Source organism: Chryseobacterium metallicongregator (assembly GCF_031324065.1).
GTDB classification, from domain to species: domain Bacteria; phylum Bacteroidota; class Bacteroidia; order Flavobacteriales; family Weeksellaceae; genus Chryseobacterium; species Chryseobacterium metallicongregator.
In genome coordinates, this window is the sequence record NZ_JAVIXS010000001.1 from 654,914 (window position 1) to 679,577 (window position 24,664).

Genomic DNA, 24,664 nt, shown 5'->3' on the forward strand with positions numbered 1-24,664 from the left:
GTTTTAGTTTTTGTAATTGTATTTCATCTCCTTCAACACTTTGCCATTCACATCGATCACTTTCTGAAGCCTGTTTGCAGAATCGTACACATAGCTTTCTCTGATTCCGGATGGTGGAGTGATGCTTCTTACCCCAACTAATGGATCATACGTAAAAGTAGTGATCTGATAAGCGGATAAGGCAGTATTAGCTCTGAAGGTATTCAATGCAGAAAAGAAATTCGTTTCATCATTGTTGGGACCAGCTAAAGCATCTGTATTGGAAGCATTAACAATGGAATCAATTAAAGACTGCTGGATGTTTGTTAATTTGGCTCCCTCTATTTTTGCAATAGGCTGAGTTTGGTAGTAACCCCAAACGATTACGGTTGAAATACCGTCTTTTGTGGTGTATTGCTGCAGATTCCCTTTGGAATCGTATTGATCATAAATAACTTCGGTAGTAGGATTATTCTGAAGATCATACGACAATGCTGAGCTTGGAAGTAAGGTCAATGGATTATCATATTTGGTTTCCGTTTTTGAAACAATTTTTGCATTAGGATCGTTAATGCTCTGCTTTTTTATTTCTGTTACCTCTAAAGGAACTCCAATCATATTGGCTGTAATTAATTTTTGATTGTTTTTCTCATGAGCAAAACCGAACGCAGACTCATTTACCTTATTATCTGAATAAGTGATTCTTTCCTTTATTGGGTTGAGATGTTTATAATTTGGATCGTAAAGGTATTCTTTACGTTCAGAAAGCTCCTGATTATTGAAATAGGTCTTGGATAATATGCTTTTCTGTTTTACCCAAGCGGAAGAAATCTGATACCGTTCAACACTATAAAATGCTCTATAGCTTGCAGGAAAAGGAGAACCAATATTAATAAATAAATGATAACCACTAACTAAAATAGAATAAGGCTTTATTGTTAAATAAGGCTCTGCAGCATTGTAATCATTAGAAAACTTATTAAAATAATAATCATTTTCATATTCAAAATCTGTACTTTTTACTAATTTACCGGCTGAATTAAAATATTCTTTCTTTTTAATTTGACCAAGATTATATTTACCATCAAAATAGGTAAATACAGTTGGATTTAACCCAATTGGGTTCAGCCCTCTGCTATTGGAATAAGTATCTATAACTTTATAATTTTCCTGATTTCCGATATATTTTGTCTGCACCCTGTCATAAACGATAGGTTTTCCATTAATTGTACTTGAATTAAAGCTACCAATATTACCAATTGTCGTTATCTGACATATATTGCTAGAAGGATCAGTCGGTAAAGGAGAGGTATAAATATAATTAACATCATCACCTACATAATTTCCAGTAGATTTTCCTTGATCATCGTTGTAATTATATTCAACACTCTGAGCTACAGCATCATTTTCATCTCTTTTTATGATCTTTTTTACTCTTAATCCTCCTGTTTTATAATTTCCTGTTGTTTGAGATGTTGATATTTCTGTCCAGCTTAGTCCAAGTGTAGCATAATAATCGTCAAGATTAATGTGCGGTGCCTGGCCACGCAAATTAACTTTTCTAATTCTTAATCTGTATGCATCTTTTTTGTCTAAGGTTAAAGGTAAGGAGCCCGTAAAAATGAAATTAGCCAAAACGTTATCATCAGTATCCATAATTTCACCCTCAAAATAAGATTTTACGGGAAGATCAAGTGTTGTATTTTCAGGATTTACAGGGCTTGAAAAGTAGGAAGTAAAAGTAACTTTATCTCCATAAGAATCTACAATATTATGTCCGGCAATGGAAAATTCATAATAAGGGGTAACATCACTATCAATTGTAACATTTTTTTGTTCAAATTTTACCTGTTTTCTTGTTGTATAGTAATCATCACCTTCATACTCAATTTCCATACTTCCCCCTGTTGGATACTGAATTTTTTTCAGACTGCCCGAAACCGCATACTCAAGATGCTGTTCTTTATCAATATTAGATCCATATGTCTTTCCTGCAAATTGTGTGAATGGTATGCCTGTCTCTGAACCCCCTCCGTTAGAAAAACCAAAATGATCTGTAGCATCTGAAAGTCTGTTTGGTAAAACTTTGTCCTCATTATAGAAAAGTTTATATTTTGAACCATCATTTGAATTAACAACTTCTTTTAATTTTAACCTTTTAGCTGTTGTAGCATCACCTGCAATTACCTCATAACTGTTAAAATAATCTTTAACCAAATCATATGCTAATATCGTTTGATTTCCATTTTTAACAGATATTTTATCAAGTGAAAGTCCATTATTCAAATCCTGCCTATTACTAGAATAAATAAATTCCACTTTCTCATTTCCAAACTCTATACTTTTTATTGATTGTTCATCAAAAACTTCTGTTGTACTTAAAAATTCTCTAAACACAGAATTCGTTGTCGAGTATTGACAATCTTTATAAATTTCATATCTTTTTGTATTGTTGCTTATATATTTATAATAATCTGTTTTAAGGTAATTGAATTTAATTTCTTTACCTGATGGAAGTTTAATTTTATCGATCTCATAATCTGTCATTGATAATAAATAATCATCATCTGTAGGTATAGAACCACCAAGGGTTCTGGTTTGGTTGGCGGGAGAAAAATAATAGGTAATCCCCTGATCATCCGTTATTTCAAACAAAGATCCATTTAATACAATTTTAATATTATTGTAAGGAACCTGAATGACTTGGCCTGTACTGCTTAAATAAAATTCCCCTGAAAACTGCCCAATAGAATAAGAAAAGATATCGGGCTGGGTATCATGTTTTTTACCCGGAATATCTGGAGCATTTGCCTGGAATCCTGTTATAATAGCTGCGAGGCCATTATCATTTTCAACTTCGTTAGGTTTAAATGAGACCGGGTTAACATAAGGAATCCAGCCCCTATCATCTGCTCCAAAGATCTGTTTTGATAAGGAAATACCTCCTAGACTTAATGACCAGCCTAAGCCTACTTTAGTTGCCATCTCTCTGACTTTTACACCTGAAGCATGATTTTTCAACTCAATAGGCAATTTATATCCATCTACATTTAGTGTATAAATGGGAATATCAACACCAATAGTCCCTGTAGAAGTCGCAGTAGGGATATCTATAAATTTAGACAGCTGACTAGCATCGGGACTCTTGACTGAAATTGCAAATTTATTTTCAGGTGAGACCCCTGAACTTTGACCAAATGCAAATAGTGCGGATAATGTCCCCAACAGCATAATTGTTTTCTTCATCGTAGTTTATTTCTTAATTAATTTAGCATTCGCCATTTTATTCGTATCAGTTTTTACCGTCACCAGATAAGCTCCCTGCACCAAAGCCTGGGTATTAATCTTAGTCACTCTGTTTTTGGTTTTTATACTTTGAAGTTGTCTTCCGCTCATGTCATACAAAAGAATATCAGCATCTTTGAAGTCGAAACCGACTTCTACGTATGCATAATCAGAAACAGGGTTTGGATAGATCTTGATATCGTATTTTTCAATCAGCTGATCTACCTGTTTGTCTCCCAGTTTCATGATTTTCCAGTTTTCTTTACCCAGTTCTTCTGCGCTAGTTCCGGCCAGAATAATAGAACCGTCTCTGTTCAGTTTTAAATCAGATAGCCTTTCTTCTTTTTGTCTGGATTCTCCCTTTATGTGTTTTCTCCACTGTTCATTTCCATTCTGATCAAGGTAGAGCATCCAGAAAGTCTCATCATCAGTTTGAATTCTTCCTTCAGCCTGAGTGTAACCTCCCAACAGAATGCCTTTAGACTTCTCGCTTCCATCTTCCAGCCTTCCGCTTACCACACTCATGCCCATCAAAATATCTCTGTTTTTGAAATTGTAGGATTTCTGCCACTGTTCTTCACCTCTTTCATTGAGAGCAATCAGCCAAAGATCTATTCCTTCTTCAATGCCTACGGTTTTGTTTCCTGATCTTTCTGATCTTGACTCTCCACCGATGATAAAGCCATTTGAAGTTAAGGCCAGAGTTCTCAAATGATCATCTCCTTTTCCTCCGAAATTCTTTTCCCATTCTACTTTTCCGTTTTTGTCGAGTTTTACAATCCAGTAATCTCCTTCACCGAAGTTTTCAGTTTGTTTCGAGTTTCGGGATACGGGATTCGGGTTTTGAACATTTGATGCAGAACCCGCACCTCGCATCCCGGAATCTTGTTCAGAACCCGAAACACGAACCTCGGAACTCCTGGAATAAATCCCAAGTAGCGCACCTCCATCTCTCGTTGGAATCATCTTTTCCACTTCATCCAAGCCTTTTCCGCCTAAAATTAATTGAGAAAGTTCTTTTCCRTCTTTGTCTAATCTGGTAATTAAAACATCTTTTGAACCGTATCCTTTGGGTGAGTTCTGTATATTTCCGGCCACAAAAAATCCTAAATCGGTAGTTTGAATAACAGATCTTGCTTCTTCATCAGAAGAACTTCCCAGAGTTTTCTGCCATAGCTCATCTCCAAATTCATTGATTCTGATCAACCAGATATCTGAACCGCCTTTGGAATCGTCTTTTTTGTCAAGTCCTTTTGCTGAATAAGATGTTCCGGCCAAAAGAAATCCGCCATCCTGAGTAGTGACGGTAGCAGACAAATAATCATGGTTTTGTCCTGAAAAATATTTCTCCCAGACTTCCTGTCCCTGCTGGTTAAGTTTTACCAGATGAAAATCATAACCGTTGTTTTGCTTACTGCCTGAAGCCTGTTGTTTATTGCTTTGAATAGAACTACCTGTGATCAAATACTGCTGATCAATGGTTGTGGTGACCTGGCTCAGAAAATCCTGGGTAGAGGATTGGATATCTTTTTGCCACACCACTTCCTGAGCAGATACGCCCAGAATTGTGCATAAGGTAAATGCACAGAGATAAAGTTTTCTCATTCTCGTGTTGTCGTTTTTTGAGTTAGTAATTAGTTTCTTAAAACTTCGCAAATTTAACATTTTTTAAGATAGAAAGTCTCTTTTATGTGGTACCGTTAATCATGTTATTTATCATTTAATTCTGATATATTTTTCATTCTATTATATTGCAAAAATATCTATCCACAACGACAAAACTTGTCGCATTAAAATCCAAATGAATTCATTGATTTCATACCACAAAAAAACCACTCTCCCGAGTGGCTATATATTTTTTTAAGTTTGATTTTACTGATAGATGACTTCATCATTCTTCTTGATCTGGTAACTTTTTTTGTAAGGGCTTAAAACATAGCTGTCTTTCACATGAGCTCCGCTTTTCCATATCTTTGCCTTTCCCTGCTTATCCAAAATAATACTTTTTGCAACTCCATCCGGAATAAATACTTCAGCTTTGGTCATACTTTTATTGAAAATGACTGCCGTCATTGAAGTATAGCTTTTATCTGATTTTACTTCTTTGAGTTTTATTTTCTGATTGAACGTTTGTATACAATTATTTCTTAATTGTGAATACGTATATCCTGCGGAACCAATACAACCATGAACATCTCTGTCTCCTCCCAGAACCGGAGCACTTTTTTGCGCAAAAACGAATGAACCAAGGAACATGGCACTGAGTAAAATTATTTTTTTCATATGTAAAATTTTTGTTTTCTGATGGATTAAAAATATCCCAAAAATGTGATATTAATTAATTTCTCTAAGGTACAAAAAAAACCACTCTCGCGAGTGGTTTTATTTTTTGAAATCGGATTTTACTGATAGATCACGATATTATCTTTTTTAAGCTGATATCCGTTCTTTTTGTAAGGAACCAATACATAACCATCCTTTTTCCATGCTTTGGCTCTACCTCCTGCTCTGGTAAGGATAATACTTCTGTCACCGGCATCTTTTACAAAAACCTCAGCTTTTTTCATGTCTTTACTGAAAATAACTGCAGCTATCGAAGTATAACTTTCTTTAGGAGCGACTTCTGTTAACTTAATCTTCTGTTCAAAAGTTCTTATACAGTCTTTCTTAATTTGAGAATAAGTATATCCTGCAGAACCAATACATCCGTGCGCATCTTTGTCACCACCTTTTATTACTCCTTTTTGTGCAAATGCTAAAGAACCAAGGAACATTGTGCTTAATAAAATTGTTTTTTTCATGTCGATTTGTATATTAATAATTACCCGTGGTATTATTAAAAATCGTGCCAAAAAAATACCATAACACAATCCGGTGAGTTACTTTTTCAGATATTACTTAGTCCAGTTAATCTTTGAATGCTGAACATTGTCAGAGCTAGTTCCGATCATAATATCAAATTCACCTGATTCCCAGTCATATTTCAAATCTCCGTTATAGAATTTCAGATTTTCAGGAGTGATATCGAAAGTTACTTTTTTCGATTCTCCTTTTTTCAAAAATACTTTCTGGAAGCCTTTCAATTCTTTTACCGGTCTTGTTATACTTCCCACCATGTCTCTGATATACAACTGAACAACCTCAGCACCATCATAGTTTCCTGCATTGGTTACTGTAACAGATGCCTGAACAGTCTGATTTCCTTTCGCTGTAGTATTGGAAACTGTCATATCCGAGTAATTGAATTTCGTGTAGCTTAATCCGTATCCGAAAGCATACAAAGGAGTATTACACTCGTCCATATAGTTTGAACGGAATCTTTCATAAGTACATTTGTCTACTTTATCCTGGCTTAGCGGGCGGCCTGTATTTTTAGCATTATAATAGATTGGCACCTGTCCAAGGCTTCTTGGGAAAGTCATCGGAAGTTTTCCGGATGGGTTTACTTTTCCGAACAGAACATCTGCAATGGCATTACCAGCTTCAGATCCTGCAAACCACGCGTTCAAGATAGAATCCGGAGTATCTTTTACATTGGTTAAAGCTAGTGGGCGGCCTGTGAAAAGAACCATCGCGATTGGTTTTCCGGTTTTCTTTAATTCCTTCAGTAAGTCGACCTGAGACTGAGGAATGGTAATTTCTGTTCTTGAAGAAGATTCTCCACTCATTTCAGCAGATTCTCCGATAGCCAGAACAATGACATCTGCTTTGCTGGCAACATCTACCGCTTCTTTTAATAATTCTTCTTTGGAACGGTTGTCTCTGTCTGTTTTTTTACCGTGAGCTGCATAGATTTCTTCCAACTTCGCATCATAGTCTATATTCGCTCCTTTTGCTGATAAAAACTTAACTTCTTTTCCGTAGTTGGACTGCAATCCCTGCATCAGAGAAACTGAAGCAGCGTGTTTTGTAGCAACGCTCCATGTTCCGGCCATATTCATTGAGTTATTCACCAATGGGCCAATGACAGCTACTGTTCCTGATTTTTTTAAAGGCAATACCTGATTATCATTTTTCAACAACACCATGGATTGAGCAGCTGTATTTCTTGCTATATTACGGTTTTCCATATTATAGACTTCTTTTGCCGCTAACTTTGCATCTCCGTGCTTGTATGGATTATCAAATAAACCAAGATCATATTTTGCTTCAAGAATTCTTCTTGCCGCCATATCAATTTCGGCTTGTGTCACTTTTCCTTCTGCCAGAGATTTTTTTAAAGTTGTTAAAAAGCCTTCTCCTACCATATCCATATCAACTCCAGCTTTTAAAGCCAAAGCAGATACCTGCTGAAGATCTCCCATACCATGGTCTACCATTTCATTGATACCCGTATAGTCTGTTACTACGAAGCCTTTGAATTTCCATAGATTTCTTAATACTTCAGTCTGAAGCCATCTGTTTCCTGTAGCAGGCACTCCATCCACTTCATTGAAAGAAGCCATTACCGAAGCAACACCAGCATCCACTGCTGCTTTGTAAGGAGGAAAATATTCATTAAACATTCTTACATGGCTCATGTCAACGGTATTGTAATCTCTCCCGGATTCACCTGCTCCATATAGAGCAAAATGTTTTACGCATGCTAAGATGTTGGTACCGTTAGCAAGGTCTTTCCCCTGATAACCATACACCATGTTTTTAGAAATTTCACTTCCTAAATAAGGATCCTCTCCTGAACCTTCTGATACTCTACCCCATCTTGGTTCGCGGGAAATATCTACCATTGGAGAGAATGTCCAGTTGATTCCGTCAGAAGCGGCTTCTCTGGCAGCTACTTTTGCAGACTGCTGGATAAGGTTCATATCCCATGAAGCAGCCAATCCTAATGGAATCGGGAAAGTAGTTTCATACCCGTGGATCACATCCATCCCAAAAATCATAGGAATTTTCAGACGGCTTTTTTCTACAGCTACTTTCTGAACAGCTTTGATCTTATCTGCTCCTTTTATATTGAATAATCCTCCTACTAGCCCCTGTTCTACCTTCTTTCCAATATCAGAACTCTGTGCCTGTCCGGTAGTGAAATCTCCGGAAGTCGGAAGGTTCATCTGTCCTATCTTTTCATCCAAAGTCATTTTAGACAAAAGATTATCTACAAAAGCTTTCTTTTTAGCCTGATACTGAGCCGTCTGATAAGACTGAACGGGCTTCGTTACCATTTCCTGAGCGGAAAATACAGGAGCCAATGCTAAGGTGGCGATTACAATTAACTTTTTCATAAATCTATCTTCTTAAATTATTGTTTTATTTTTTTGCTTTAATTCGATGAGTTTATCTTTCAATCATTGTGTATTTTGGGGTTATTTTTCTTTCTTTTTAGACAGCATCCATTCATACAAATCTGGGTTTGAATAGGCTGAATCCCATGAATTATGATTGTCGTTCGGGAAGATAACCAATTCTGCTGTTGGGTTTACAGGATGCAGCTTTTGATAAAAATTAAAAGCATTAGCGGGCAATACAATATCATCCATTCCGCCATGAAATATTTTCATATTCAGGTTTTTAAACTGATGAATATTGGCAGTCATTACCTGATCTGTCGGTGCGCAGACTGAAGCTACAGCAGCAAACATTTCCGGATGTTCCATGGCCAGCTTTAAAGTTCCCCAGCCTCCCATGGAAAGTCCTGTGAGATAAATGCGTGAAGCATCAATTTTATATTTCTTCTGAATTTCTTTGATCAGATTATAGACGGTAACGGTATCCCACCATGTTCCTTCCGGACATTGAGGTGCCAGAATGGCTACAGGTTCTTTAATCAGATTTTTATAGGTAAACGGGCTGTGTGCTTTTACTAAATCAAGATTAGTTCCACGCTCTCCGGAGCCGTGTAGAAAAACAATCAAAGGAACATTCCCTTTTGTATTCTTAGGGTAATCCAGAATATAGGAGAGTTTTTCCTGTCTTTTAATTTCTTTATTGAGTTCCCCTTTTATCTCCTGCGCATTCAGTTGCAATGAAAACGGCAATAATAAAAGAGGGATATATTTCAGTTTTAGTTTCATATTGTTATTTAGATTTTGGATAAAGCCAGCGGATTTGATCTTTTTTATTTAAACGGGCTCCCTTCGACTATGCTCAGGATAATAATCCGTTTCTATTGAATTATTTTATTCCATATTTGGCTGACTGGAAGCTTAGTTTTTTTAATCCCTGCTGAATTTCAGGAGCATTCATAAACAGCTTCCAAAGGAATCCTGATCTGTAATTTTCAATCATGGGTGCTATGGTTCCCTGATCAATGGCCAGATATCTTGGGGTAAACCAATTCTTATAATTGATAGACGTAGCATCGTAAGGCCCTGCTGATCCTATAAATTCAGGTTTTTGAGTGTATATAAATCTCAGGAAAGCCATGGATTCTTTAGGTGTATAGGGAAAACTGCTCAATGCAGCTGTAGGAGTGATTACTCCATTATCATTGCCTGGCATATGAGCGGTATAGCCGGTACTTCCGTCCTCGTTTCTTGTATAACCGGCTGTAAGTCCCCAATAGTTTGGTCCATAACCTTTCCATTGTTTTGGATTTTCAACGCAATATTTATAGTCGATGAGGGTTTGATTTTTATTGACGTCAAAATAATTTTTGACAAGTTTATCTGATAATCCAGTCGGATCAAGACCGATATATGAATATTGCGCCCAGAATAGCGGTCCGCCATATTCTTCGGCATAGTTGTGTTTTACGTACAGAGGTAATCCGTATTTTGTTTTATCTGTAAGGTAAGTTCCATTTCTGGTCCAGCCTTTATAATAGGTTTCAGCATCAATGGAATAAGTAGGTGAAGATGCGGCTAAAATATACGTGATCAGACATTCATTATATCCTTCCAGAGGAAAATTCATTTCCCATTGGTAATCCGGTGACCAGTGCCAGTAAAGAACCTTCTGACCTCCTTTGGTATACCAGTTCCATTGAATTCCTTTCCATAACTCATCACATTTTGCTGCCAGGGCTTTTTCTTCTGCATTTCCGTTTTTAAAATACTCCCGGATCATCAGTATTCCTGAGGTAAGGAATGCTGTTTCTACAAGATCTCCTCCATTATCTTTTTTTCCGAAAGGAACTGTTTTTCCTGTTTCCCCGTTGATCCAATGTGACCATGCCCCTTTGTGACGGTCTGCTTTTGCCAGAAAATCCATGATATGAGTAAGTCTTTTCACTGCTTCTTTCCTTGGAACAAATCCTCTTTCTACGCCTACCAGAATAGTTGCCAACCCAAATCCTGAGCCTCCTGTAGTGATCACGTGTTTATCGTTATCCGGATAGATATTGTCTTCATGGTAACGCTCTCTTCCCAGCATTGAGTTGGGTTCTGCGTAATCCCAGAAGTACTTTAAAGCATCTTTCTGTACTCTGTCCATCAGTTGTTCATCTGTGATATTGCTTTTTACCGCTTCAGTTTTTCCAGCTTCCAATTTGGCAACGGGAGCATTTTTACAGGAATACACAAAGAATAAAGAGGTGATAGCCATTGATAATACGTTCCTTTTCATGAGATCTCTTTTTATAGGGTTTTTAACTAAAAGAAGAGGAGAACTTTCATTCTCCTCTAATGTTTATGGTTTATTTTAATAGCCTGGGTTTTGAGCAGATAATCCACCAGCTTCCATGATGAAGTCTTGTGGAAGTGGGAACACTTCATGTTTTCCAACAATGAATTTTTTACCACCATCAGCTGCCATCGCTGCTTGTGCTTGTCCTGTTCTTACAAGATCAAACCATCTGTCATGCTCAAAAGCAAGCTCCAATCTTCTTTGTTTCCAAATATCTAATCTTACATCTGCCTGGGAAGAAGCAGGAGTATTGCCAATGTTAGCTCTGTTTCTTACCTGATTCAGGAAAGGAATAGCCGCAGATGTTTGTCCCAGTTCGTTCATTGCTTCAGCTCTGATTAATAGCACTTCAGCATATCTCAGATAACGAATATTTACATCTGTGGAAGCCTGATCTCTATAATTTGAAGAATAAGCTTTATAGTTATAGAATTTATTTTCTGTATTTGGACCTACGTAATATCCATCATATAAAGTCATATCTCTGTGGATAATCGTAGCATCTCTTCTTGAATCTGTTGCAGAGTATGCATCATACAGACCTTGGGTAGGTGTAGCAAATCCCCAGCCCCATCCTGTAGTACCTCTTGCTCCCTGAACCTGACTGTACTGTTGAATTGCTCTTCCAGCTGTTCCTCCCGTACCGTTGATTTCAAAAACGGATTCAGCATTATTTTCTCCTGAAACCTTATAGATATCCTGGAAAACAGGCGTCAGTGAATAGCCTGTAACCAAATTGGTCTCATCTACAGCCAACTGCCATTTTTTCTGATATAAATACACTTTAGCTAATAAAGCATGAGCTGCACCAACAGATGCTCTCCCTAAGTCACTTGCTCCGTAAGCTGATTTGTTGGGTAGAACGGCAATAGCATCTTTAAGATCCTTTTCAATAAATGCGTAAACTTCTTCTTTGCTTTTTTTGGTAAGTGTCATTTGTTTATCTGCCTCAACTCCTGTTACAGGAACGTGATCTACTAATGGAACACCTCCAAAAGATTTCACTAAAGTAAAATACATGAACGCTCTTAAAAACTTAGCTTCACCTGTTAATCTTGCACGTAGTTGGGGATCAGCTTTATCTAATTGAGGAAGATATTTCAATGCCTGATTACATCTGTTAATCCCTTGATAATTGGAGGCAAACAGCTCTTTGAATGATGGAGTTGCCGCATTAAAATTCAGTGCATCCAGAATATCTTTATCAGAACCTGAATCACTTGGGCTTGAACCTTTATCAGCATCATCTGAAACGATGGATGTTACTCCAATCCATGCAAAAGTACTCATATTCCAGTCTAAAAACTTGGCATAAATAGCAGTTACCAAACTATTGGCTCCTTCATTATTATTATATATTTCACCCAAAGCAGCTTCGGGAATTTTTTCTGTAGGAGATACATCAATAAAGTCATTGCTGCAACTCTGGTTAACAGCTCCTAAAATTAAAAATGCAGCTGCTATGATATATTTCTTATTCATTTTTTTAAAAATTTAGGTTAACACCAAATACAAAAGACCTCAATGTAGGATAAGCATCCAACTCTATCCCAGCACGTTTGTAAGGATCTCCTTCTGCTGTTGGATCTGCAGGATTATATCCTGATAATTCTGACGAATACCCCGAATATTTCTGGAATACAATTGGATTAATTGCGCTCACATAAAGCTTGATAGATTTCATATAATCCGTTACATTTCTAAATGTATATCCTACCGAAATATTATTGATTCTGAAATAATCTCCACTTTCCAAATAGAAATTAGAGGCTACAGGAATACTTGAAGGATTTACAGGGTTTCCAGCATTTGTATTGGATGCTGACCAGAAATTATTGGCTACTGATGCTTCAACATTCTCTCCTCCATTTCTTTGTGCTTTTTTACCATTATAAACTTTAAATCCAAAAGCTCCGTATCCGTTAAGCGCAAAGTCCCAGTTTTTATAAGACATGGAAATGTTTACCCCTAATGTAGATTTCGGTATGTAGGAATCAAAGAAACGTCTGTCTCCTCCATCCATAACACCATTACCGTTCAGATCTTTAAATTTCAGGTTACCATTCGCATCATAACCATCCGTTTCATATAAATAGAAACTTCCTAAAGCATAGCCTATTGCTGAAGCATTAAATAGTTTTGTATCTACTCCGTTCCCCAGGTTTCCTCCAATAATCTGAGAAACCGGTTTTGAGGTATCAATTCTCGCAAGTTTATTTTTATTGTAAGAATAATTAGCTCCAACTGAATAACTGAAATCTTCACTTAATTTATCTGACCAGTTTAAACTCACCTCAGCTCCCTTATTAACGACACTTCCCATATGTGAATAATTCACATCAGAAATACCTGTTGCAAGATAAGGTACTACTCCTAAAATAAGGTTATTGGTTTTTCTGTTATAAACATCAAAGCTACCGGACAACCTCTTATCCAGGATCGCAAAATCCAATCCTAAAGAAGTTTCTTCAGTCACTTCCCATCCTAAATCCGGATCATATCCCTGGTTAACAGTTACTCCATTGCTTACAGGCGATGTTCCAAATCCGTAATTATAAGTTGCTCCAGATGAAAGTGGTAGGTAGTTTAACGGAACTTTCTGATTACCCAGTTTACCCCAGCCTCCTCTTAATTTTAAAAGGTTAAAGAATCCATCCTGCATAAAGCTTTCTTCAGAAATGATCCATCCGGCTCCAAATGATGGAAATGTCCCCCATCTATGCCCCTCAGCAAACTGAGATGACCCGTCTCTTCTGATAGTTCCACTTAATAAATAACGGTTCATGAATTTATACTGAAGTCTTCCGAAATAAGAAAGTGTTGTATTTCTGTTACCTTTTATAGATTCAATAGCTTTGGTTGTATTATCACTAAATAAATTTCCATAGTAATCTACACCATCCAGATTCCAGTAATCTTGTGAAACAGGTACATTCTTTCTGTTGATCACTAAAGTTTCAAGACCATTTGCTACTGAAGTTTCTGTACCGGCTACAATTTCAATATCATGGTTTCCTACTTTTTTGGTATACGTTAAATAGTTATTAAGTACCCAGTTGTAATAGTTCTGGTTTTTATTGGTTAATCTTGTCAGAGGCAGAGAAGCATCATAACCACTTTCAACTCTTGTTGGATCACTATCTAACCAGAATGCTTTAGAGTTTACAAAGTTGTAATATTTATAATTATTGTACTCTCCACTAAACTGAGAAGTAAATTTCAAATCTTTGTAAATATCAATATCTAATTTTAAACCACCCTGCAATAAGAAATTCTTTCCTCTTTGGTTATCATAGGCAAGTTGCATCACCGGGTTTCCAACATTATTAAAACGTCCTCCCACATAACTGATATTCCCATTGGCATCATAAATAGGCTGGCCATATTTGCCATTCGGATAATTTACAGGAACTAGCGGTGACTGCTTGTATGCATTGGTAAAAGCACCAAATGATTTTGGTGTATCATTGGTAAAAGTAGCACTCAAAGTTTGAGCTAATCTGATTCCTTTAGAAATTCTGAACTCGTTATTTGTTCTTACTGTTGTCCTGTTATAATTGGTCCCTTTAAGGATAGATTGCTCTTCATAATTTCCTAAACTCAAGAAATATTTTGCAGCTTCAGAAGATCCTGAAATAGAAACATTATGCTGATTATAAATCCCTGTTCTGGTAATTTCTTTAAACCAATCTGTACTGTAAGGCTGATTAGGATTCAGATAAGTACTTGTTTTGCCCGCATTATTATAATTTGCAAATTCAGATCCATTGGCCATTTTAACCGTTTTTAAAGGACTTCTGAATCCTACTAATCCATCATAAGAAACACTTAATTTTCCTTTACCTGATTTTGTAGTAATAATGATTACTCCGTTAGCTGCTCTGTTACCATAAATGGCTAAGGCTGCCGCATCTTTTAGTACATCATAGGTAAGAATGTCATTGGAATTGATATTATTAATATTATCAGTATATATTCCATCCACCACAAATAAAGGCGTTCGCCCTCCCAATACAGTCCCCAGTCCTCTGATCATTACTGTAGGAGTAGATCCGGGTGCGTCGGATGCAGTTACCTGTACTCCGGCTGCTTTTCCCTGAATAGCCTGTGATGCGTTCAATACTTTGGTTCTGGTTACTTCCTCCGCACTGATAGAACTGATAGCTGTTGTATTATCTACTTTTTTACGGCTACCATATCCAATCATCACGACTTCGTCAATCTTCTGGACTTTAGCAGAATCCTGCGTAACCTGTGCATTCACGTTCATCCCGAAATACAACACGGCAATGAGACATGGATACTTTAAATTACTTTGTTTCATATAGTTTCAATTTTATTCAAATAAATCAAATTCAATTTTGTCTTTAAATAGTGGAGTTATTTAAAATCTCAAAAAAAGACATTAGCCAAAAATATAAAAAATATCGAACAATGTTAAATTATCTTAAATATTTAAACATCGCCCTTTTTTATTAAATCAAAAATGATAAATCTTTAAATTTTATAATTTTATATTCAAAATAATTATCAATTTATCATTATTTTATTAATGTTAAATTAACATTTTCATCCAAAAAATTCACCAAATCCAACACTCAATTTAATATTTTGTTAAATACAGAATAGTAATTACCTTTGGTGCAGTTTTTGAGAAAAGCATTTATAAAGCAAATAATAAAAAGATCAATGAAAAAGTATATCATTGCAGCCGCTCTTATCATCGGGACAGGTGCTGTTATTACCACCAGTGTACAATCTTGCACATCATTGGCCACGTCCGACATGGGGCTTTCCATTATCAAAAGGATTCTGCTCAATGGTATTGATAAGGGAATGGGTATCTACGGAAATAAAGAAGCGTTTCTGCAAAATAATATGGTAGACAAAGCGCTTCCAAAAGAGCTGAGAGATATCAATTCTACGCTGGAGAAAATTGCACCTTCACTGGTAGCTAAAGAAAGAGATTATATTGCACAGGCAGCAGCTTATACGGTTAATACCTCAAAGCCTATTTTGCAGGATGCAGTAAACAGCCTGAATGCTCAGGATGTAACCAGAATTATGCAAGGAACTACCGCAACCCAGATTCTGAAGGAAAAAACATCTCAACAGCTTATTGCAGCGATCGCTCCTAAAGTAGATGAAAAACTGAATGAATATGGGATTGTAAAAACCATTAATACAGCGTTATCAGGAAGTAATTTTCTGGGCAGTCTTTTAGGGGGAAATAATAACACTGTCAATTCCGGAGGATTGAGTAAACTGGCTTCTGAACAGCTGGTAAATGGATTATTCAATATCATAGAAGATTATGAACACCAGAACTCCAAGTCTCTGCTGGGGCCATTTGGAAAATAGGAAATTTTTCGTTATATTTATATTATATTAACAATTGCAGATGGATATATTACAAGGAAATCAACACGCAAGTCCTGAAGATTTTTATCAGTCTTTGAAGGAAAAACTGGAAGATCATCATGATTTTCCGGAGGATTATTTATTTAAATTTATTATTCCTACAGACCAGGCAAAACTTACTGAAATTTACAGAGTTTTTGATGGTATTAAATTTACACTGGGAAACCGCGAAAGCAAAAATGGAAAATACACTGCCTGCAATATTAATGCATTTGTTTTGGATGCCAATCAGGTAGTGAATATTTATAAAGAAGTAGCAAAAATAGAAGGCGTTATTCTATTGTAAAAACAAAGGCCGTTTCATCATCATGAAGCGGTTTTTTATTATTTAAAACTTAAAAACAGAACATGATGAACATCCAACTGATCCTATTTAATATTATTTTGGCAACCTCTGCTACAAGCTGTATGCACAAAAATAACACCGAGAATAATACCAGCAATATTTCCTCTGCAGTTCAACAACAAAAGATTGAACAGATCCAATTGATAGAAAGAACAAGAGGATTCAGCAGAAATATAGTCTTCACCCCTTCTTCAAAAGAATCCAATATTAACGAAGAAATTACTACTACTAAAATATCTCCTGCGGAATGGCAGACGGTTTCCAGACTGGCTCAAACCATTGACTTATCCAAGATATCAGATCTTAAAGCTCCTACAGAGGGCAGGCATTCTGACCGGGCAATGATTGCATCCATTATCATTACCTCTAACGGAAAGGAATATACTTCTTCAGATTTTGATTCCGGACGACCTCCAAAAGAACTGGAAGCTTTATATAAGATAATCAATGGGCCCAACAAAACTGAAACTCAATAACATAAAAAATCCGCTCTTTAAAAGAACGGATTTTTTTATTTATTAAGTTGATCTATTTTTCAATAAAGAACTTTACATTTTCAATAGGTCTTCCCAGCATTGCTACTGATCCTTTTACCAGAATCGGCCTTTGTATCAGAGATGGATTTTCAGAAAGAATCTTAATCCACTCTTCTTCTGAATAGTTTTTATCTGCATAGTTTTCAATATACAGCTTATCTGTCTTACGAATGATATGAAAAACACTTTGGTTCAGCTTTTTCAATACTGTTCTTATTTCAAGCGGACTTAACGGATCTTCAACAATATTAATGATTTCAAAAGGTACTCCGTTTTCGTCAAGATACTCTAATACAGCATTTGACTTTGAACAGTTTCCGTTATGTAAAACTTTAACTACCATGATATAATTAATTATTCAAAAAATTAAACTTGACCTAAACAAATTTAAAAAGAATTACCCTGAGTATGTCTTAATTTTCTGATAAAAATATGTTAAAACAAACCGTGAAGTTCGGCTTCAATTTTCTCCAGAATAAATCCGAAATCTTCAGGTTTTTCAACGAAATCAAGATCATCCACTTCTACAATCAGAAGTTTTCCTTCCGTATAATTGGAAATCCATTTTTCATATTTCTGGTTCAGTTTTGAAAGATATTCAATACTGATGGATGCTTCATACTCACGACCTCTTTTGTAGATTTTTTTAACCAGATTAGGAACATCTGATTTTAAATAGATTAAAAGATCCGGAGCTGATACAAAAGACTTCATCAAATCAAAAACTGATGAATAGTTATTAAAATCCCTGTCTGAAAGAAGATTCATATCATTCAGGTTTTCTGCAAAAATATGGGCATCTTCATAGATGGTACGATCCTGAATAATGTTTTTCCCGCTTTCTCTAATCTCTTTCACCTGACGGAATCTGCTTCCCAGGAAATAGACCTGTAATGCAAAACTCCATTTGCTCATATCGGAATAAAAATCCTCCAGATAAGGGTTATGATCTACATCTTCAAATTGTGCATCCCATCCGTAATGCTTGGAAAGCATCGTTGTCAAAGTTGTTTTTCCGGCTCCGATGTTTCCTGTAACTGCAATATGCATAATATTCTTTTTCCTTGTATTACTGATTAGTTGATAAGTTTTTCGATGGCTTCAGTCTGAACTTTAGAAGTGTCTTCAATCAATTTCTGTAAGGTATTGTCTGAAGGTTTCTCTGCTGTATTCTCATCAGGTTTCTCTTCAGTTGTTTCTGCTGGCTTTTCTGTAGATGGCTGTAGAGATTCCGGCTGAGCTTCGAGCTGTTTTTGCTGTTTGGCTTTCTTTACTTTTTCAAGGCTGTAAAGATAGAGTTTGTTCCCTTTGATTGCAAAATAAGAGAGGATGTTTTTATCCACAATTTGCGCTTCCTGATCTTCAAAAATGGTTGTCATCCCTTTTTCAGGGACATATTGTGAAATGAAATTACTGGCCACCACCAGGATCATATCATTCTCTCTTCGAAAACGTTTTCCGTTTTCCAGAGGGGCTTCGAAAAGTTTTTCAAATTTCAGGCTGTAAATCCTGATATGTTTTCTTGTTAAGATATAGACCTTATTTTCATAGACCAGCATATCCATTAAATCTTCAAAACTGATATCAAAAGGATATGAGTTGATGGTGGTATCGTTTCTGAAATTGTACTGTATCAGACGTTTTGTACTGTCATCCAGGAGCCACATCTGTTGCAGGTCTTCCGCATATGTCATTCTTATAAAACCGAATTTCTGTTTAAAATCAAGCTTTTGAATTTCATTCATATTCTGGTCTACAAATTTCATTTCCTGGGCATTTTCAGAAAATAACGGAACATTCAGAGGATTTTGAACTGTCTGAACTTTGTATGGAACAGTAAGCATCATTTTTCCGATCTGCTTTCCTAAAGAATCATATTTGGTAAAACTGAAATCTTTGTTTTTATAGATATACAAATTTCCATAGTCGTCAGCAAGCATATCTTTGGCCTCCTTTAGTTTCAATGTATCTAAAGGAAGAATATTCTGCGCTGAAACCGTACAGAAAAGGAAAAAAAATATTAAGTTTAAAAGCTTCACTCTGTTTTTTTAATGTCTTGAATTTACTAAAAAATAACGTTACTCAAAAGATGGTTAAGTCTGATAGAATCTTCTTTGAGGTTCATCAAATTTGAGACCATCTTATTGCTGAAAAGGACTGCTCTACAAAAGATATAATAAGTTTATTGAAAAGCGACTTCATAAATTTTCTCCCAGTTTTTACCTGTCACCAGCATATTATCTCCTTTAAAAGCAATTCCGTTTAAAACATGTTCGCTGTCTCCCTTATCATTTTCGTTGGTCAATTGTGTGAAATCAAGTTTACCTACGACTTCTCCGTTTGCAGGATTAATTTTTAGAATGACAGGTTGATGCCAAACATTAGCGTAGATAAATCCCTTGTGATATTCAAGTTCATTGAGTTGATTATAAATGGTAGAATTCCCGCCAACGGCTAAAGTTTTTGCCACTTTTGAAGGATTCTCAACATCCAGAAAATAAAGATTCTTTGAACCATCCGTAGCGATCAGGTTTTTTCCGTCATAGGTCAGCCCCCAACCTTCTCCAATTACGCCAGGCAATGGAAATTCGGATATTTTTTTCAAAGTATTTTTATCATAAATAAAACCAATTTTATTCTGATAGGTCAGCTGATATACCTTATCTCCTACAATTGTACAACCTTCAGAGAAAATATCAGCGGGCTGCTTAGCCAGAATTTTAGGAACTGAAGATCCTAAAGTATATTTGATAAGCTGGGAAGCCCCTTTCATACCATCACTTTCATACACTGTATTTCCTTCTACCACAAAACCTTCAATAAAGTTTTTGGGATCATGAGGATAGTCAGCCACTATTGTATAGGGAATATTCTGCTCAGATGTTTTTGTGAATACATTGATTGTAGCATCCTGATTTAGCACTTCCCCGCTAATGGTCTTAATTACAAAGACCACTTTATTATCTCCTAGTGTGAAAAATTTAGGATCAATCGTTAAGTCTGCTGTTTCTTTATCTCCAAAGCTAATCTTAATGCTTTCTGTATTTTCTGTTACCTCTTTTGGAAGTTCAAGCTTATCTCCGAAATGATATCCTTTTGCTTCTTTTGCATTGTTATAATCCGCCAGAGAATCAAGCATTTTTTCTTTATTACTGCAAGAAACCAAGAATAGAACTGCTGCAAAACCCAAAGTAATGTTTCGCTTCATAAAGGTATTAATCATTTGCCAAAAATACTAAAATTTAATCCTTAAAACGAAAATAACGCTCCCGAGGGAACGCTATTTTTGTTTTTTATCAATAGAATCAGATTATTTGATCTGAACTTCATAAATCTTTGGCCAGTTCTTTCCAGTTACCAGCATATTCTCTCCTTTGAAAGCGATTCCGTTCAGTACATCATCACTTCCTTTGGTATTCTGTTTTGCGATTTCTGTAAAATCAAAAGTTCCCACTACTTCTCCATTGGCTGGATTGATCTTTAAAATAATCGGCTTCTGCCATACGTTGGCATAGATAAATCCGTTGTGGTATTCCAGCTCGTTCAACTGGTCATAAGCCTGAGAACTTCCTGCAACTGCAATATATTTAATCAGTTTTGAAGGATCGTTTACATCAAGGAAATATAAAAGCTTACTTCCATCAGAAGCAATCAGGCTTTTCCCGTCATATGTTAATCCCCAACCTTCACCTAATACATTTGGATAAGCAAATTCTGAAAGCAACTTTAATGAACTTTTATCATAAACATATCCTTTTTTGCTCTGCCATGTCAACTGGTACACTTTATCACCCACGATGGTACTTCCTTCAGAAAAGTCTTCCTGAGCCTGTTTTGTAGAAGCCAACGGAGTGGTTGTTCCCAGCGTGTATTTTAAAATCTGTGAAGATCCGTTTTGTCCGTCACTTTCATAAATAGTATTTCCTTCGATCTGGAAACCCTGTACAAAGTTTTTAGGATCGTGAGGATATTCGGCTACAATCTGATAAGGAATATTTTTTTCAGGATTTTTTGCAAATACATTGATGGTAGCATCCTGATTAAGGACTTCACCTCCCTTTGTTTTAATGTTGAAGGTAACAGCATTGTCCCCTAATGTAAAAAATTTAGGGTCAATTGTTAAATCTGTTGTTTCTTTATCTCCAAAGCTGATTGTTACGCTTTCTGCATTTTCCGTTACCTCTTTCGGAAGCTCAAGCTTATCTCCGAAATGGTATCCCTTCGCCTCCATTGAAGTATTATAAGTGTTTAATGTATTAAGAATCTCTTTATCCTTATTACAAGACGCCAATAATAAAATCGCTGCGAAACCCGCTATTATACTTTTTTTCATTGAATTTCTAAATATTTCTCCAAAAATAGCAAATTTTATTCCGTATTGCCAATATTATCTACGGGTTCACCAAATTGTAATATGTATCCATTGTTGTCATATATTGCAAATTCTCTCATTCCCCATTCAAAAGTTTCAATTTCATAGCAGACTTTGGCTTTTGTTTTAAGGTCTTCCCAAAGATCATCCACCTGATTTACATTGAAATAAAATGATCCTGAAAACCCGATTGAAGCATTGTTTTCATGCTCGTTAGGCTGAGAAAGCATAATGTACACCTCATCTTTTCGAAGAGAAGCCCATTGCCAGTCGTCATTTCTGCCCATCAGTGTAAATCCGAGAACATTCATATAAAATGCGATGGTTTCATCAAGATTTTCTGTCCAGAAAATAGGGCGAAGTCCTGTAAACTCTGTCATGATTCCTGTAATTCAAAGGTATTTTTATTGATTTTCATATTCAGAGAAACCCATGTTTCCTGATCTATTTTGGCTTCACTCTTAACATAAGGATCAAAAGCAAAACCTACTTTCTTGTAACATTCTATAGCTCCGGTATTCCAATCGTAAACGTTCAGTTCTGCTGTTTCTTTATCAAAATGATTGAACCCATATTTCAAAAGCTCCTGCATAACTTTTTTTCCGTAGCCTTTTCCTCTATTGTTTTCGTCCCAGATCAAAATTCTTCCCAGCAGGAATGTTTTTTCTTTTAAAAAAATCTGAGCATGTCCGATTGTACTTCCGATCTGATCTGTAATTTTAAAAAGAGTTCTGTTTTCATCAGACAAATCTTTTTCCAACTGTTCTTCTGTAAGAGGGAAACGGTATACAGGTCCGGCAAACTGAAGAAGCATCTTTTCATCTTTTATCTTTGAAATCAGTTGTGGAGCATCATCTATCGTAAAAAGGTGTAATGTGATCATTTTTTATTTTTCTAAATATTCTTTTAAACTCTGTCCCAAAATTGTGTTCCACCCTTCTGTAAAGTTTTCTCTTGAAAAACCTTCTCCCAACTCTTTGAAATTTTCAATATCCTCATGAGTTAGTTTTACCACAGTCTGTCCGTTTTCGGGCAACAACTCCCAGGTTACAATGGTTTTCAGTGCCGAAAAATCAGGATAAGACCAGGTGTGTTTTAATTTTTGGTTGGGTATAATTTCTAAAATCTCACCATGATGATGGTATTTATTGGCTCCTCCAGGTTCATAGAAATTAAATTCTTGCCTTGCTTCCAATACAAAATCCTGGATATCAAAATACCAGGATTTCATTTCGTTTTTATCAGTTAATGCTTTCCAGACTTTTTCGGCTGGAGCATTGATGGTGTACTGAACAGTGATTGGTGTACTCATATTATGGATTTAATATGTTTAAATGTACACATTTTACCTATAATCTTTAACCACAAAAGGCACAAAAATTTTATCTCTTAATTGTTTAAAGTTTAAGTGTACTTCCACAATTCGAGCTTATTCCAATCTATATTCTTTTGTGACTTTGGTGGTTTTCTTTTTAATTACCCATGTGAAAAACCAGTAATCTTGGCTTCATCAAAATCCAACTGCATTTCAATAGTTCTCATCACATGATCATCAAATATCTTTTCTCTTTTCATTCTGTGCAATTCGTTTCTCTGCGCCTGAATGATCTGTCGAAGCACATCTTTATTTTGATTGATAGCGGTTACATAATCTCCTGTGGAAGCCATGCATTGGGCTTTATCTGCCATCAGCATCATTTCATTTTCCAATTTGTGCTTTTGATGACGTACCAGACTGTTGGTTACGGCTAATTCAGAAAAATCATTATCCAGTTTGTGCAATGCGGTTTCTTTCAGTTTTCGCATAAGGATTACTTCCTGTTTTTCTTCCGGCAATTCACTTCCTGCATCCTGAATATTCAATAATTTCAAGATCGGACTCAGCAATAAACCTTGTCCTACCAAGGTAATCAATATGATAACGAAAGTGACAAATAAAATAATATTTCTGTGTGGAAACGCTTCTCCGTTAGGTAAAAAAGCAGGAATTGACAAGGCTGCTGCCAGCGAAACCACTCCTCTCATTGCTGCAAAGCTGATGATAAACGGTTCTCTCCAATCCGGTTTGGGAACTTTTAATCTTAATTCTTTAGAGCAGACTCTTGGGAAATACATTAATGAATAACTATACAAAATTCTTGTTCCGATAATCGCTCCACCAATCACTACACTGTAGAAAATACCTTCTGAAATAGTATATTCTTTCATTCCTTCCACTACAATCGGCAATTCCAGACCAATCAGGATAAAGATGATGGTATTCATCAGGAATATCAAAACACTCCATACATTTCCGGACTGTATCCTTGAGGTATGACTCAAATAACAATGCGAATTATAGGACATCAGTAAACCTCCGGCAACCACTGCCAATACTCCAGAAAAATGAAAATGCTCTGCTCCCACATACATAATGTAAGGAACAATAAGGGTAATAATGGTATCAATATTGGAATTGGTAGGAATAATCCTCAATAAAGCTCCAAACAGAAAGCCTACTGCCACTCCTACCGCAATCCCTCCAATGGCCATGGTAAAGAAATCCTGAACGGCATCTCTCCAGATAAACTGTCCTGAAATAACGGCAGCCAGAGCAAATTTAAATACAATTAAACTGGATGCATCGTTGATTAAGCTCTCTCCTTCCAAAATATTGGTGATCTTTTTAGGGATTTTCATATGTTTCAGAACCGAAGTTGCGGCTACTGCATCCGGCGGAGAATTCACACCTCCCAGCAAGAATCCCATAGCTACAGTAAGCCCCGGAATAATGGAAGATGAAAGATAAGCCACGACAATGGATGTTAAAAACACCAGTCCGAAAGCCATGGAAAAAATCTGCTTTCTCCATTTATGAAAATCCTGCCATGAAGTAAACCATGCGGCTTCAAATAAAATAGGCGGCAGAAAAATCAGAAAGACAAGGTCAGGTTCTATTTCAATACGCGGCATTCCCGGCACGAAGCTTATCAGTAATCCTGCAATAACAAGGAAAATAGGATAAGCAACTTTTAATTTCTGGCCGATCATTACCAATATCATCACAGACAGCAGTACTGCAATGGATATTATAACATAGCTGTGAATCATTTTTAAATAAGTTTTTTTAAGTGTTAAGTATTTTTATTTGGGTTTGATGTCCAAATCTAATTTCCCAAACCT

The 24,664-nt window shown here is 36.1% G+C and carries 21 protein-coding genes; 3 read left to right on the plus strand and 18 right to left on the minus strand.

Annotation, left to right across the window (positions count from 1 at the left end):
- Positions 1-3: 3 nt before the first annotated feature.
- From REB14_RS03015 to REB14_RS03055, 9 genes are all read right to left on the minus strand, one after another.
- Positions 4-3,225: a hypothetical protein gene (locus REB14_RS03015; protein WP_079242217.1), complete on the minus strand. Its 3,222-nt coding sequence runs from the start codon at positions 3,223-3,225 to the stop codon at positions 4-6.
- A gap of 6 nt (positions 3,226-3,231) precedes the next feature.
- The gene (locus REB14_RS03020) at positions 3,232-4,869 is read right to left on the minus strand and encodes a T9SS type A sorting domain-containing protein (protein ID WP_309521466.1); all 1,638 of its coding nucleotides are present in this window, start codon (positions 4,867-4,869) and stop codon (positions 3,232-3,234) included.
- Positions 4,870-5,136: 267 nt separating this feature from the next.
- Positions 5,137-5,547 (minus strand): hypothetical protein, encoded by a 411-nt coding sequence (locus REB14_RS03025; protein ID WP_079242219.1) that lies wholly within the window; start codon positions 5,545-5,547, stop codon positions 5,137-5,139.
- A gap of 119 nt (positions 5,548-5,666) precedes the next feature.
- A complete protein-coding gene (locus REB14_RS03030; protein WP_079242220.1) occupies positions 5,667-6,065 on the minus strand; it encodes a hypothetical protein in 399 nt (132 codons plus the stop codon).
- Between the two features lie 93 nt (positions 6,066-6,158).
- Positions 6,159-8,486 carry a beta-glucosidase BglX gene (bglX, locus tag REB14_RS03035; RefSeq protein ID WP_309521467.1) on the minus strand — a complete coding sequence of 776 codons (2,328 nt, stop codon included), beginning with the start codon at positions 8,484-8,486 and terminating at the stop codon, positions 6,159-6,161.
- A gap of 81 nt (positions 8,487-8,567) precedes the next feature.
- Entirely contained in the window at positions 8,568-9,275 is a 708-nt protein-coding gene (locus REB14_RS03040) for a carboxylesterase family protein (RefSeq protein ID WP_309521468.1), read from the minus strand.
- Between the two features lie 100 nt (positions 9,276-9,375).
- Positions 9,376-10,767: a glucoamylase family protein gene (locus tag REB14_RS03045; protein ID WP_309521469.1), complete on the minus strand. Its 1,392-nt coding sequence runs from the start codon at positions 10,765-10,767 to the stop codon at positions 9,376-9,378.
- A 75-nt stretch (positions 10,768-10,842) separates the two neighbouring features.
- Positions 10,843-12,309: a RagB/SusD family nutrient uptake outer membrane protein gene (locus REB14_RS03050; RefSeq protein ID WP_079242224.1), complete on the minus strand. Its 1,467-nt coding sequence runs from the start codon at positions 12,307-12,309 to the stop codon at positions 10,843-10,845.
- A gap of 4 nt (positions 12,310-12,313) precedes the next feature.
- A complete protein-coding gene (locus tag REB14_RS03055) occupies positions 12,314-15,151 on the minus strand; it encodes a SusC/RagA family TonB-linked outer membrane protein (protein WP_309521470.1) in 2,838 nt (945 codons plus the stop codon).
- A 365-nt stretch (positions 15,152-15,516) separates the two neighbouring features.
- On the opposite strand from REB14_RS03055, the gene REB14_RS03060 reads away from it, so the two are divergent.
- The 3 genes from REB14_RS03060 (at position 15,517) to REB14_RS03070 (ending at position 17,070) form a co-directional block, all read left to right on the plus strand.
- On the plus strand, positions 15,517-16,188 hold the full coding sequence (locus tag REB14_RS03060; RefSeq protein WP_079242226.1) for a DUF4197 family protein: 672 nt from the start codon (positions 15,517-15,519) through the stop codon (positions 16,186-16,188).
- 40 nt (positions 16,189-16,228) lie between these two features.
- On the plus strand, positions 16,229-16,534 hold the full coding sequence (locus REB14_RS03065; RefSeq protein WP_034699649.1) for a DUF493 family protein: 306 nt from the start codon (positions 16,229-16,231) through the stop codon (positions 16,532-16,534).
- A 62-nt stretch (positions 16,535-16,596) separates the two neighbouring features.
- Positions 16,597-17,070: a hypothetical protein gene (locus tag REB14_RS03070; RefSeq protein WP_079242227.1), complete on the plus strand. Its 474-nt coding sequence runs from the start codon at positions 16,597-16,599 to the stop codon at positions 17,068-17,070.
- Between the two features lie 52 nt (positions 17,071-17,122).
- Here REB14_RS03070 and REB14_RS03075 read toward each other — a convergent pair whose 3' ends face one another.
- From REB14_RS03075 to REB14_RS03115, 9 genes are all read right to left on the minus strand, one after another.
- Positions 17,123-17,473: an arsenate reductase family protein gene (locus REB14_RS03075; protein WP_076597252.1), complete on the minus strand. Its 351-nt coding sequence runs from the start codon at positions 17,471-17,473 to the stop codon at positions 17,123-17,125.
- A 92-nt stretch (positions 17,474-17,565) separates the two neighbouring features.
- A complete protein-coding gene (locus REB14_RS03080; protein WP_002977952.1) occupies positions 17,566-18,180 on the minus strand; it encodes a deoxynucleoside kinase in 615 nt (204 codons plus the stop codon).
- A gap of 26 nt (positions 18,181-18,206) precedes the next feature.
- Entirely contained in the window at positions 18,207-19,169 is a 963-nt protein-coding gene (locus REB14_RS03085; RefSeq protein ID WP_079242228.1) for a hypothetical protein, read from the minus strand.
- Positions 19,170-19,312: 143 nt separating this feature from the next.
- Positions 19,313-20,338, minus strand: coding sequence for a glutaminyl-peptide cyclotransferase (locus REB14_RS03090; RefSeq protein WP_309521471.1), 1,026 nt, complete (start codon positions 20,336-20,338; stop codon positions 19,313-19,315).
- Positions 20,339-20,440: 102 nt separating this feature from the next.
- On the minus strand, positions 20,441-21,463 hold the full coding sequence (locus tag REB14_RS03095; protein ID WP_079242229.1) for a glutaminyl-peptide cyclotransferase: 1,023 nt from the start codon (positions 21,461-21,463) through the stop codon (positions 20,441-20,443).
- 35 nt (positions 21,464-21,498) lie between these two features.
- A complete protein-coding gene (locus REB14_RS03100) occupies positions 21,499-21,882 on the minus strand; it encodes a VOC family protein (RefSeq protein WP_309521472.1) in 384 nt (127 codons plus the stop codon).
- A complete protein-coding gene (locus REB14_RS03105; protein ID WP_309521473.1) occupies positions 21,879-22,385 on the minus strand; it encodes a GNAT family N-acetyltransferase in 507 nt (168 codons plus the stop codon). The genes REB14_RS03100 and REB14_RS03105 overlap by 4 nt, the downstream gene beginning before the upstream one ends.
- 3 nt (positions 22,386-22,388) lie before the next feature.
- On the minus strand, positions 22,389-22,814 hold the full coding sequence (locus tag REB14_RS03110) for an SRPBCC family protein (protein ID WP_079242232.1): 426 nt from the start codon (positions 22,812-22,814) through the stop codon (positions 22,389-22,391).
- A 164-nt stretch (positions 22,815-22,978) separates the two neighbouring features.
- On the minus strand, positions 22,979-24,592 hold the full coding sequence (locus REB14_RS03115) for a Na+/H+ antiporter (RefSeq protein ID WP_309521474.1): 1,614 nt from the start codon (positions 24,590-24,592) through the stop codon (positions 22,979-22,981).
- Positions 24,593-24,664: the final 72 nt, after the last annotated feature.

Coding starts and splice junctions, on each gene's coding strand:
- REB14_RS03025 (WP_079242219.1), bottom strand. CDS start 5,547: ATGAAAAAAATAATTTTACTCAGTGCCATGTTCCTTGGTTCATTCGTT.
- REB14_RS03040 (WP_309521468.1), bottom strand. CDS start 9,275: ATGAAACTAAAACTGAAATATATCCCTCTTTTATTATTGCCGTTTTCA.
- bglX (WP_309521467.1), bottom strand. CDS start 8,486: ATGAAAAAGTTAATTGTAATCGCCACCTTAGCATTGGCTCCTGTATTT.
- REB14_RS03065 (WP_034699649.1), top strand. CDS start 16,229: ATGGATATATTACAAGGAAATCAACACGCAAGTCCTGAAGATTTTTAT.
- REB14_RS03055 (WP_309521470.1), bottom strand. CDS start 15,151: ATGAAACAAAGTAATTTAAAGTATCCATGTCTCATTGCCGTGTTGTAT.
- REB14_RS03030 (WP_079242220.1), bottom strand. CDS start 6,065: ATGAAAAAAACAATTTTATTAAGCACAATGTTCCTTGGTTCTTTAGCA.
- REB14_RS03015 (WP_079242217.1), bottom strand. CDS start 3,225: ATGAAGAAAACAATTATGCTGTTGGGGACATTATCCGCACTATTTGCA.
- REB14_RS03105 (WP_309521473.1), bottom strand. CDS start 22,385: ATGATCACATTACACCTTTTTACGATAGATGATGCTCCACAACTGATT.
- REB14_RS03080 (WP_002977952.1), bottom strand. CDS start 18,180: ATGCATATTGCAGTTACAGGAAACATCGGAGCCGGAAAAACAACTTTG.
- REB14_RS03075 (WP_076597252.1), bottom strand. CDS start 17,473: ATGGTAGTTAAAGTTTTACATAACGGAAACTGTTCAAAGTCAAATGCT.
- REB14_RS03060 (WP_079242226.1), top strand. CDS start 15,517: ATGAAAAAGTATATCATTGCAGCCGCTCTTATCATCGGGACAGGTGCT.
- REB14_RS03095 (WP_079242229.1), bottom strand. CDS start 21,463: ATGAAAAAAAGTATAATAGCGGGTTTCGCAGCGATTTTATTATTGGCG.
- REB14_RS03110 (WP_079242232.1), bottom strand. CDS start 22,814: ATGAGTACACCAATCACTGTTCAGTACACCATCAATGCTCCAGCCGAA.
- REB14_RS03090 (WP_309521471.1), bottom strand. CDS start 20,338: ATGAAGCGAAACATTACTTTGGGTTTTGCAGCAGTTCTATTCTTGGTT.
- REB14_RS03070 (WP_079242227.1), top strand. CDS start 16,597: ATGATGAACATCCAACTGATCCTATTTAATATTATTTTGGCAACCTCT.
- REB14_RS03045 (WP_309521469.1), bottom strand. CDS start 10,767: ATGAAAAGGAACGTATTATCAATGGCTATCACCTCTTTATTCTTTGTG.
- REB14_RS03050 (WP_079242224.1), bottom strand. CDS start 12,309: ATGAATAAGAAATATATCATAGCAGCTGCATTTTTAATTTTAGGAGCT.
- REB14_RS03115 (WP_309521474.1), bottom strand. CDS start 24,592: ATGATTCACAGCTATGTTATAATATCCATTGCAGTACTGCTGTCTGTG.
- REB14_RS03100 (WP_309521472.1), bottom strand. CDS start 21,882: ATGACAGAGTTTACAGGACTTCGCCCTATTTTCTGGACAGAAAATCTT.